At 36.2% G+C, this 10,014-nt stretch carries 12 protein-coding genes and 1 tRNA gene; 7 read left to right on the forward strand and 6 right to left on the reverse strand.

The genetic code is table 11. The features are described 5' to 3' along the window. From ACR2MV_RS12435 to ACR2MV_RS12450, 4 genes are all read right to left on the reverse strand, one after another. Positions 1 to 1,625: efflux RND transporter permease subunit (locus ACR2MV_RS12435; protein WP_434022244.1), on the reverse strand; the 1,625-nt coding region annotated here is incomplete at its 3' end. A gap of 2 nt (positions 1,626 to 1,627) precedes the next feature. After that, positions 1,628 to 2,803, reverse strand: coding sequence for an efflux RND transporter periplasmic adaptor subunit (locus tag ACR2MV_RS12440; RefSeq protein ID WP_434022245.1), 1,176 nt, complete (start codon positions 2,801 to 2,803; stop codon positions 1,628 to 1,630). A gap of 1 nt (position 2,804) precedes the next feature. Beyond that, a complete protein-coding gene (locus tag ACR2MV_RS12445; RefSeq protein WP_434022246.1) occupies positions 2,805 to 4,145 on the reverse strand; it encodes a TolC family protein in 1,341 nt (446 codons plus the stop codon). Continuing rightward, positions 4,142 to 4,738, reverse strand: a complete 597-nt coding sequence (locus tag ACR2MV_RS12450; RefSeq protein WP_434022247.1) for a TetR/AcrR family transcriptional regulator — start codon at positions 4,736 to 4,738, stop codon at positions 4,142 to 4,144. Before ACR2MV_RS12450 ends, ACR2MV_RS12445 begins: the two co-directional genes overlap by 4 nt. 202 nt (positions 4,739 to 4,940) lie before the next feature. Between ACR2MV_RS12450 and ACR2MV_RS12455 the strand changes: the two genes are divergently transcribed. Continuing rightward, a complete protein-coding gene (locus ACR2MV_RS12455; protein ID WP_434022248.1) occupies positions 4,941 to 5,900 on the forward strand; it encodes a polyprenyl synthetase family protein in 960 nt (319 codons plus the stop codon). A gap of 4 nt (positions 5,901 to 5,904) precedes the next feature. Continuing rightward, positions 5,905 to 6,252 (forward strand): hypothetical protein, encoded by a 348-nt coding sequence (locus ACR2MV_RS12460; protein ID WP_434022249.1) that lies wholly within the window; start codon positions 5,905 to 5,907, stop codon positions 6,250 to 6,252. On the opposite strand, the gene ACR2MV_RS12465 is transcribed toward ACR2MV_RS12460, so the two are convergent. Next, positions 6,233 to 6,850 (reverse strand): hypothetical protein, encoded by a 618-nt coding sequence (locus tag ACR2MV_RS12465; RefSeq protein WP_434022250.1) that lies wholly within the window; start codon positions 6,848 to 6,850, stop codon positions 6,233 to 6,235. The two genes, ACR2MV_RS12460 and ACR2MV_RS12465, sit on opposite strands and share 20 nt — an antisense overlap. Before the next feature lie 94 nt (positions 6,851 to 6,944). On the opposite strand from ACR2MV_RS12465, the gene ACR2MV_RS12470 reads away from it, so the two are divergent. Both ACR2MV_RS12470 and ACR2MV_RS12475 read left to right on the forward strand, forming a co-directional pair. After that, a tRNA-Ile gene (locus tag ACR2MV_RS12470) sits at positions 6,945 to 7,018 on the forward strand. Positions 7,019 to 7,300: 282 nt separating this feature from the next. Continuing rightward, entirely contained in the window at positions 7,301 to 7,483 is a 183-nt protein-coding gene (locus ACR2MV_RS12475) for a PID-CTERM protein-sorting domain-containing protein (RefSeq protein ID WP_434022251.1), read from the forward strand. On the opposite strand, the gene ACR2MV_RS12480 is transcribed toward ACR2MV_RS12475, so the two are convergent. Beyond that, positions 7,484 to 8,068, reverse strand: coding sequence for a riboflavin synthase (locus ACR2MV_RS12480; protein ID WP_434022252.1), 585 nt, complete (start codon positions 8,066 to 8,068; stop codon positions 7,484 to 7,486). A gap of 78 nt (positions 8,069 to 8,146) precedes the next feature. Between ACR2MV_RS12480 and pdxA the strand changes: the two genes are divergently transcribed. From pdxA to rpmF, 3 genes are read left to right on the forward strand one after another with little or no spacing between them, the layout of a single operon-like run. Further along, positions 8,147 to 9,208: a 4-hydroxythreonine-4-phosphate dehydrogenase PdxA gene (gene pdxA, locus ACR2MV_RS12485; protein ID WP_434022253.1), complete on the forward strand. Its 1,062-nt coding sequence runs from the start codon at positions 8,147 to 8,149 to the stop codon at positions 9,206 to 9,208. A 56-nt stretch (positions 9,209 to 9,264) separates the two neighbouring features. Further along, entirely contained in the window at positions 9,265 to 9,801 is a 537-nt protein-coding gene (locus ACR2MV_RS12490; RefSeq protein WP_434022254.1) for a YceD family protein, read from the forward strand. Between the two features lie 2 nt (positions 9,802 to 9,803). Beyond that, positions 9,804 to 9,998: a 50S ribosomal protein L32 gene (gene rpmF / locus ACR2MV_RS12495; protein ID WP_434022255.1), complete on the forward strand. Its 195-nt coding sequence runs from the start codon at positions 9,804 to 9,806 to the stop codon at positions 9,996 to 9,998. The last annotated feature ends 16 nt before the right edge of the window (positions 9,999 to 10,014 follow it).

Genomic DNA, 10,014 nt, shown 5'->3' on the forward strand with positions numbered 1-10,014 from the left:
CCGAATATTTTATAAGACCCCCCGATAAAAAATATAAGTAGGCCAAAAATGGTCAGTATACCGGTGATTCTGAAAATACTCTTGCGAGACATGTCTTTATCTTCCGTACTCATAAATTGAGAAACCATCACTGAGTTGAAAAATATGGCAACAAATAATGATGAACCAAGTACAACCGATAAAGTAATGGGGAGGTAAATCATAAATTCACCCATCACACCCGGCCATAAGCCAAGTGGTATAAAGGCAGCAATGGTCGTGGCGGTAGATATGATAATAGGAAAGGCAATCTCGCTAATTCCTTTTTTAGCTGCTTCTTTTTTAGTCATGCCCTCTTCATCCATCAATCGGTAAACATTCTCAACCACAACGATTCCGTTATCAACCAACATACCTAATCCCATAATCAATCCAAATAAGATCATAGTATTCATAGTATAGCCCAGGGCATCCAATATCATCAGTGATAATAACATAGACATCGGAATGGCAAAACCAACAAATAGAGCGTTTCTGAATCCAAGGAAGAACATGAGAACCGTGACCACCAAAATGATCCCGAAAACGATGTTGTTGACCAAATCATCAACCTGTCCAATAGTTTTTGAAGATTGGTCATTGGTAATGCTAATTTCCAGATCGCTGGGAAATTCATTGATTCTGGCGTCCTTTACAATGGCCTGCACTTTTTCGGCAGCTGCCACCATATTCTTTCCAGCCCTTTTCTTCACATCCAGCATCACTACAACTTCACCAAAGGCTCTGGCATAGGTCGTTTTTTCTTTTTCCTGAAAAGAGACTTCTGCAATATTTTTTAAGTAAATCGGACTGTTATTCTCAGATTTTACCACAAAATTGTCAAGTTCAGACGGATGGTCAATTTCTCCTATAATTCGAATGGTTCTTCGCTGACCGCTTGTGACCAGGTTCCCTGCAGACATGGTGATATTTCCGCCATTAACCGCATTGATCACGTCATCGAAACTCACTTTAGCAGCCATCATCTTATAAATGTCTACCGCAATTTCAACCTCTTTTTCCTGGGCTCCACGAATATCAACTTGCTTGATTTCTGATAAACCTTCAATTTCATCTTCTAAATATTCTGCGAATTTTTTTAATTTCTCTACCGGATAGTCTCCAGAGATGTTAATATTCAAAATCGGCATTTCTTCAGACAGGTTCAATTCAAATACATTGGGTTCTACCTTGGCACCATTAAAGGTTGGCCAGTCTTCACCTGATGTTTCCGAATCAATTTCATCTTTGACCTTTTGCTTCGCCTCGTCTACGGATATGTTTTCGTCAAATTCGACAATGACCATGGAATAATCTTCCTGCGACGTTGAGGTAATTTCAACAACGTTGCTAACCGTCTTCAGTTTTTCTTCTAAAGGATCCGTTAGCAGTTTTTCAACATCTTCTGCTGTGTTTCCCGGATATAGAGAACTGACGTAAATCTTAGTTTCCTTTATTTCAGGGAAATTTTCCTTCGGCATACTATTGTACGAAGAAAGTCCTGAAAACAAAATGATCAAAATAACCACATAAATGGTTGTTTTGTTATTGATGGCCCAAGATGATAAACCGAACTCTTTATCGAGCACTTTTTTTTGCTTCACCATGCTTATGAGTCTTGATTGATTATTTTTACTTTTTGACCGTCATTCACACTTCGCGCGCCTTCCTGAATGATTTCATTTCCTACTTCCAGCCCCTTGATTACTTCAATATAATCTCCTTGTGTGAGGCCTGTTTCTATAATCATTTTTTCTGCCGTCGCCTGGCCGTCTTTGATCTTATCCTTCACTATATAGATATATTGCTCACCACTGGCATTCTCAGAAATAATTCCCTGTGGTATCAATAAGGCGCTTTCATTTGAATAGTCATTGATTCTTAACTTAGCGGTAAGGTTGGGTTTGATTGATTTCTCTTTATTTGGAATTGAAATTTCAACCTTAAAGGTTCTGTTATTAGGATTGATAAAGTCACCTACCTGTCTTACTTTAGAATCAATCTTTTTTCCAAGTACCGGAAACTCAACTTCAACGTTTTTACCTTTTGTTATATTCGAAACATATTTTTCAGGGACATCAGTTTCAATATACATGTTGCTTAAATTTACAATTCTCATTAATTGAGACTGGCCAGGCATCACGACACTTCCCTGTTCCGTGAAAATATCATCTATGGTACCTGAAAACGGGGCTTTCACAACTGTTTTGGCAACTTGTTGTTCTAACTGAGCAATGGCTTGATTTTGGGCTTCGTAATTTGACTTCGCCTGCAAGTACTGCATTTCACTTCCGATTTTCTGATCCCAAAGTCTTTGTTGTCTTTCAAAGGTTGTTTTAGCCAGTTCTTCCTGTATTTTTAACTGAGACAATTGCTGGCTCAATCCTCCGTCGTCAATTTTAGCCAACACTTGTCCTTTTTGAACTTTTTGTCCCTCAATGACATACACATTGGTAAGTACTCCTGAAAATTCAGGATAAATGGTTAAGAGATTTTTCGTGGTTACATTTCCTTGTAATTCAAGAAAATGTTTAAAGTCTGAATTTTCAAGCTTAAATGTGGTTATCAGAGGAATTTTTGTATTATCGTCCAGTTGGGCGATCACAATATCCAGCTTTTTTATTTCCTGCTTGATCAGGTTTTGCTGACTGACCAATTCCGTTTTCTTGGCGCGAATGGCTTCCAGATTTTGTGAGTCGATTAAGTCCTCTACGCTTTTCTTGTCTCCGCTCCCGCAGGAAGCAAGAATAAAGCTGAGGGTGATTAGGGTAACTATATTTTTCATGTTAAAAGAGGTTAAGTGCATTTTCTAATTCTACTTTAGTTTGGATTATTTGTAAAATGGATTGAATATAATCCTGTTGGGTTCCGAACAACTGATTCTGCGTATTTGTCAAGTCAATACTTGTGCTCAGTCCTTCAAAAAACTTTATTTGCTCCTTTTCAGCAATACTTTCTGCCAGGGCAAGATTCTTTTTTGAGGTTTGAAACTGATCCAGTGAAAACTGGTATTTGTTTTTAGCCGTATTCACCTGCAGCTTGAGGTTTTCGGAAATTTCATTTTTTTCTATTTCTGATTGCATCAGGTTAATTTTTGCCTGCTGCGTCCTTGAACTCCTTTGTAAACTACTGAAAACCGGTATTTTCATGCTAATTCCAAATAAGGAAGAATCAAACCAGTTATCATCGATATTTTCAAAAAAGACCAGATTGTCTCCATATTGAAAAGTGCTGTAATTCACGAAGGCATTGATGGAAGGAATACTTTTACTTTTTTCATATTTCACTAATAGTTCATCCGATAAAACCTGGTTATCAGCAATTCTGAAATCAACATGATTCTCAAGTTCAAAATCTTCTTGCAGTATCTGAAGATCTGCACTTTGCATAGCAAGATTTTCGAGATTCTCTGTGAGTACAACTTCTTTTTCTATAGGGATGCCTAAAGTAAGGTTTAAGGCCTGTCTGGAAATTGATTCAAGTCTTGAAGATCGGTTAATCTCATTGTCAATACTGGACAAGGTAATCTGTTGTTGTTGAAAATCTTGTTCTTCTGCAAATCCGTTTTCCAATAAAATTCGGGTTTCATTTAAGTTTTTTTCCAGAATGGCTTTATTACTGTAAAGGATTTCAAGCGTTTCCTGCGCTACAACAACATTCCCATAGGCATTTATTACCGCCTCTCGAATAGTTTGATCTGTTTTTTCTTTGGCTAAATTCGAAATCATCAAAAATGTTTTGGCAGATTGTAATCCAACTAAATAGGAGCCATCAAAAATTAATTGATTCATGGTAACGGTGGCATTCATGTTCTGTTTTGTACCAAAGACTACAGGGGTGAATTCTCCCGGGTCACCACCTATGACCTCCGACGGTATAAATGTTACTTGCTGTTTTAGCCAGTTTTGATAATCGATACCAGCATCTATTTGAGGCAGTCCAAAAGAGGTTGCTTCCCATTTTTGTTTTTCCGCGGCATCTATATCCAATGCAGCATTTCTAACGGTATAATTATGTACCAAGGCATATTGAACAGCTTCGTCGAGGGTAAAAGAATACGTTTCTTCCTGTGCTTTCAATGCATAGCTGCCTATGATCAAGACTATAAAAGTTACTATTTTGTTCATTTTTCCAGTAGGTTTATTAATGTTTTCAATCCTTTTTCAGTGGCAATGGCTCTAATATGGTATTCTAAAAAAGCATCTTTTAACGCAGTCATACCATATTTGTTTAAGGGGAATAATTCCCTATTTGTAAGGCTCATATTTCCACTAAAGTAGAATCTTGTGATGAGGTCTATTTTGATTTCTTTTCTATAATACCCTTCTTTAATACCCCTGTTAAGATTTTCAACAACACATTCATTCACGGATTCAAATTGCTTGTCTTTGAGTTGCTTGAAAATTTTTGGATAGTATTTTTGAAGTTGATAATGAGGAGATGACTTTTCATTTTTCAGCTGGTTATTGATTACAGATTTAATCGTAAAAACCTCATCAATTGGATTGAGATCTCCAGAGCAGATTTTGCATATGGCAGCATTCACATTATCCATTACAAAAAATGTTGTTGCCTGAACCAATTTGAGCTTGGTAGGGAAGTGGCTGTATATTGTCTTTTTCGACATGCCAAGTTCCGACGCTATGTCATCCATAGTCACACTTTTAAACCCAAGGTTTAAAAACATTTCCGATGCTTTATGTAAAATTTTTTCTTTCATGAGTCTGCAAATATAACAAAGGAAACTTTAAACACAAAAAAAGTTTCCAAAGTTTACAATAGCATAACATACTATTAAGTCGTAAAAGTTTTGGAAATGTTACCGAAAAAGAAGATCGAATAAAGAATTCATTAATTTCAGACTTTTGAGGCCTTGTGATTCTTTAAGTTTAATTATTTTTACCCAAAATTGAATTCATATTATGGAGATGTACCGCAGTGCTTTTTTGAACTATTTAAACGAATTACAGATTGAAAAAGAGCCAAAAAACCTGTATACGCCCGTTGATTATATCATGGGGCTTGGAGGAAAAAGAATGAGGCCGGTACTTGTTTTGATGAGTTGTGATCTTTTTGGAGGTGATTATATGAAGGCGATGGAAGCAGCCTTGTCGGTGGAAATGTTTCATAATTTCACTCTGATTCACGATGATATTATGGATCGGGCAGACCTGAGAAGAGGGCATCAAACGGTACATAAAAAATGGGATTTGAACACAGGTATTCTATCCGGAGATGCATTGATGATCATGTCAAATCAACGATTAGAAAACTACTCAGGAGAAACCTTTAAAGCACTTATTTCTTTGTATAATAAAACGGCATTGGAAGTTTGTGAAGGACAACAACTTGATGTTGATTTTGAGGAAATGACGGAAGTCCCCTTAGAAAGCTATATTCAAATGATTAGTTTCAAAACGGCAGTTTTGGTGGGAGCTTCTTTAAAAATGGGGGCGATCATCAGCCATAGCCCGCCAATAGATCAGGATAAAATATACGGATTTGGGTTAAATTTGGGCATTGCCTTCCAGCTTCAGGATGATTATTTAGACACTTTCGGAACGGTGGATTTCGGGAAGAAGATTGGCGGAGATATTTTAGAAGGAAAGAAAACATTCCTGTACATCAAAGCCCTTGAGCTGGCTAATGAAACAGATAGGGAAGAACTACTTCGACTTTATGGACAGGAAAAAGATAGTGAAACCAAAATAGAGCGGGTAAAACAACTGTTCATGAAGTATGGTTTACATGAATTATTGTTGTCGTCCATTGAAGAATACACCTTAAAAGCAATACAGGATATTGATTCATTAACCATTCAAGATGCCAAAAAGCAGGTATTTAAAGATTTTGGAATGGCTTTGATGAACCGGAAAACATGATCTTATGAAACCTAAAGATGGCTTAACCTTGCTAAGTCAGATAGAATCTGAACAATTATTAACCGAATTAATCGACCAGTTTAATAAGGATGCTCATCTTTCGGGAATACATCAGCAGATCAAAAGCACACTTGATATTTCAGTGCTTTTAAGGCAAGTTCATCGCTTCCTTATGGAATTAATGACAAAGGACTTTGGAGCCTATGTGAGCTTTCTCTATAGGGTGGATGTCACAGAGCGTACTCTAAGAGAAATTGATGATATAGATCCGGAACGAATCGCTGAAAAAGTTGCATTTCTGGTACTTCAAAGAGAATGGTTAAAAGTGTCCTTTAGAAATAAAACCCGATAACCGGTGACCAGGCCGAACTATATACGCTTCTGGTAGAGTCATATAATAAGTCGTAACGAACTCCAAAGGATACATTTCTGGATACAAAAGAGGCACCTAAATAGAGGGCGTTGTTCCAATAGGAATAGTCTGTATCTGCTCGGTCCGCAAATTTAAAATCCGTACTTCCATTGGTTTGCAAACCTTCATATTCAGCAGATAACTGCAGCATGGGAACAGGTCTTACAGCTATCATTACACTGGGCCCAAAAGAATTTTGACTGTATTTAGCAAAATCATCTTCCTGACTCGAATAAATGTAGGTAAGTCCAAATCCGGTTAAAAATTTTGGAGACAAATTATAATACGCCTTTGGAGCAATTAATATATCCGTTCCTCCATTCCAGAAGGAAAGGCCAATATTACCACCAAAACTCCAACTTCGTTGAAATTGATATGTTTGCTTTTTTGGTTTTGTCGCTTGCGTCGTCTGGGTTGTTTCATTCTTTTCAGACAGAAATTCATAATTTGAATTATTTTGAATCGTATCTTTTTCTTGTGCAAATACAGCAGCAGAGAATAAGATAAAACAGACGGTGCAGAAAAGATGTCGTAGCATTTATTAAAATTTACTTTATGAATTTCAAATATAATTATTCAAAGATAATTATTGTACAGAATGTAAAAAAATAGTAATATTGCACTCCAATTTTGGACCCATAGCTCAGTTGGTTAGAGCACCTGACTCATAATCAGGTGGTCCTAGGTTCGAGCCCTAGTGGGTCCACTTAAAAAAGTCTAAAATTCATTTTTTAGACTTTTTTTTTTACCATTCTATTCAATTTAAGAACCAGAAAAAAAAAATATTTTTTTCATTATTCTTTTTTTTTCATTCTTAAAAATGTTAATTTTATAGTTAGTTTCTAAATTTGTTGTTGACATTTCAGTAATAAAATAAATTAATGTTAAATTAATTATTAGTTGTTGATATATTTTTTAATCGTTTTCATATATTTGCAACAAATTAGGTTTAGTTACGTTATAACAATCTAAAAAAGGGTAATTTTATATGGCAAATAAATACTTTAAAGCGATACTTCTGTTTGCTTTTATTATTGGGACTGACATCGTGGTTGCTCAAGGTCCACCACCACCACCACCGGGTTTACCTATTGATGGAGGTTTAATTGGTTTACTTGCTGTAGGTGTAGGATACGCTGTAAAGAAGATTTACGATCATTCCAAAAGCTAATTACCTTACAAGTAATCTAGCCACATATTTTCCTATTACATCAAATTCTAAATTCACTGTATCATTAATTTTGATCTGGTGAAAATTGGTATTTTCATACGTGTAAGGTATGATAGCCACACTGAAAGAATTTTCCTGCGAATTTACAACTGTTAAACTGACCCCGTTTACTGTGATGGAACCTTTTTCTATCGTGAGGTTATTGTAGCTGTTGTCGTATTCAAATGTATAGACCCAGCTTCCCTCTGAAGATACTACATTCGTGCAATGTGCGATCTGGTCAACATGACCTTGTACTATATGACCGTCCAGTCGGGCGCCTAATTGCATGGCCCGTTCAAGGTTCACTTTGTCACCTATCTTTAATTTCCCAATGCTTGATTTGTCAATGGTTTCTTTAATTGCTGTGATGGTATGGGTTGAATCACCCAAAGAAACTACTGTAAGGCAAACACCGTTATGAGCCAGGCTCTGATCAATTTTCAGCTCTTTTGATATTTCACTTGTAACGGTTATGTGTAGATTTTCAAGTTCATGCTTCAATTCGATGACCTCTCCTAATTCTTCTATTATTCCTGTAAACATGTTCTAAAATTAATGATTAAATTTGCGTGTTGGTAAAATCAAATTACCAGTCAAAATTAAGCATAATTACAGAGTTGGATGAAAAAAAAGGATAAAATAAAAGTTGGTATTTCCGTTGGAGATTTGAATGGGATTGGGATTGAAATAGTTTTAAAATCGTTTGAAGACAACAGGATGCTGGACTTTTGTACTCCGGTGGTATTTGCTTCTTCGAAGGTGATAAGTTACCATAAAAAAGCCCTGCATGTAAATACCGGAATTCATGGCATAGACAGCCTTAAAAAAATAGTGCCTCAGAAGCTCAATTTGTTGAATGTATGGAAGGAAATGATTGATCTTGATTTGGGTAATCCTTCGGAAATATCGGGTAAATATGCTTTACAATCCTTGGAACATGCTACGGAAGCACTTCAGAAAGGCGATGTTGATATATTGGTTACTGCACCAATTGACAAGAACAATATTCAATCGGAATCTTTTGCCTTCAATGGTCATACCGAATTTTTGGAAAGCAAATTAAAGGGCGAAGCCCTGATGATTCTTTGCTCAGGTTCTTTAAGAGTAGGACTTATTACGGGACATATACCTGTTAGTAAGGTGTCTGAGGCAATTAACGCTGACTTGATTAAAAAGAAGGTAGATATTATGTATACATCTTTGGTGGAGGATTTTGCCATATCCAAACCTAGAATCGCTGTTTTGGGTTTGAATCCGCATTGTGGAGATCAGGGAGTTATAGGAACTGAAGATGATGAAATTGTTAGGCCGACTATAGCGGAAATTCAGAAAAGTGGAAGGCTGGTATATGGTCCTTATGCTGCAGATAGTTTCTTTGGAAGTGGTAATTACAATAGTTTTGATGGTGTTTTGGCCATGTATCACGATCAGGGCCTGGCACCTTTTAAGACATTAGCCTTTGGAAAAGGTGTGAATTTCACGGCCGGTTTGGATGGTATCAGAACTTCTCCAGACCACGGAACAGCCTTTGAAATAGCAGGAAAATCCAAGGCAGATTTCAGTTCTTTTAAGGAGGCTATATTCATGGGAATCAATTTGTTTAAGGCAAGGGAGACCTATAAAAACCTTTCAGAGAATAAATTGGAAATACAGAAAGAGAAGAAAAAGCAATATTCTAAATAAATAGTTTTTAAATACTTAATTTTTTTCTATCTTTGCGCGCTCAAATTTATGTTCAGATGAAATTGTCAAATGATTTTGTGTTGTCGTTTTTTGGATTAAAAGAAGGAAAACACAGGTTTGAATATAAAATTGATAAACAGTTCTTTGAGTCCTATTCATTCGATGAATTTTTAGATGCAGATTTTTCAGTTACTCTTGATTTTGTAAAAAAGAGCACCTTGTTAGAATTGCATTTTGAGAATAAAGGAATGGCGACAGTTGCTTGTGATGTTACAAATGAACCTTTTGAGCTCCCACTTGATGGTAGTCTTGATCTGGTTGTAAAGTTTGGTGATACATATAATGATGAAAACGAGGAGGTATTGATTTTACCTCATGGCGAACATCAGTTGGATGTTTCACAATATATATATGAGATGATTGCGCTGACTGTTCCTTTAAAGAAAATTCATCCAGGCATCGAAGACGGCTCATTAAAATCGGATATACTGAATAAATTAGAAGAGTTAAGTCCGGATAAAAATAAGGAAACAGATGAAATCGACCCTCGATGGGAAGATTTGAAAAAATTACTAATAGATAAAAATAAGTAGAGATGGCACATCCTAAAAGAAAAACGTCGAAGTCAAGAAGAGATAAAAGAAGAACTCATTTTAAAGCTACAGCTCCTCAAATTGCAAAAGATCCTACTACTGGCGAAGCTCATTTATACCACCGTGCTCATTGGCATGAAGGAAAGCTTTATTACAGAGGTCAGATTTTGATCGACTCTCAAGAAAATCAGGCATAGTCTTAGAAAACAACGA

Source organism: Lutimonas sp., from assembly GCF_051011215.1.
Taxonomy (GTDB): Bacteria; Bacteroidota; Bacteroidia; order Flavobacteriales; family Flavobacteriaceae; genus Lutimonas.

Coding starts and splice junctions, on each gene's coding strand:
- ACR2MV_RS12445 (WP_434022246.1), bottom strand. CDS start 4,145: ATGAACAAAATAGTAACTTTTATAGTCTTGATCATAGGCAGCTATGCA.
- ACR2MV_RS12455 (WP_434022248.1), top strand. CDS start 4,941: ATGGAGATGTACCGCAGTGCTTTTTTGAACTATTTAAACGAATTACAG.
- pdxA (WP_434022253.1), top strand. CDS start 8,147: ATGAAAAAAAAGGATAAAATAAAAGTTGGTATTTCCGTTGGAGATTTG.
- ACR2MV_RS12480 (WP_434022252.1), bottom strand. CDS start 8,068: ATGTTTACAGGAATAATAGAAGAATTAGGAGAGGTCATCGAATTGAAG.
- ACR2MV_RS12460 (WP_434022249.1), top strand. CDS start 5,905: ATGAAACCTAAAGATGGCTTAACCTTGCTAAGTCAGATAGAATCTGAA.
- ACR2MV_RS12490 (WP_434022254.1), top strand. CDS start 9,265: ATGAAATTGTCAAATGATTTTGTGTTGTCGTTTTTTGGATTAAAAGAA.
- ACR2MV_RS12450 (WP_434022247.1), bottom strand. CDS start 4,738: ATGAAAGAAAAAATTTTACATAAAGCATCGGAAATGTTTTTAAACCTT.
- ACR2MV_RS12440 (WP_434022245.1), bottom strand. CDS start 2,803: ATGAAAAATATAGTTACCCTAATCACCCTCAGCTTTATTCTTGCTTCC.
- rpmF (WP_434022255.1), top strand. CDS start 9,804: ATGGCACATCCTAAAAGAAAAACGTCGAAGTCAAGAAGAGATAAAAGA.
- ACR2MV_RS12465 (WP_434022250.1), bottom strand. CDS start 6,850: ATGCTACGACATCTTTTCTGCACCGTCTGTTTTATCTTATTCTCTGCT.
- ACR2MV_RS12475 (WP_434022251.1), top strand. CDS start 7,301: ATGGCAAATAAATACTTTAAAGCGATACTTCTGTTTGCTTTTATTATT.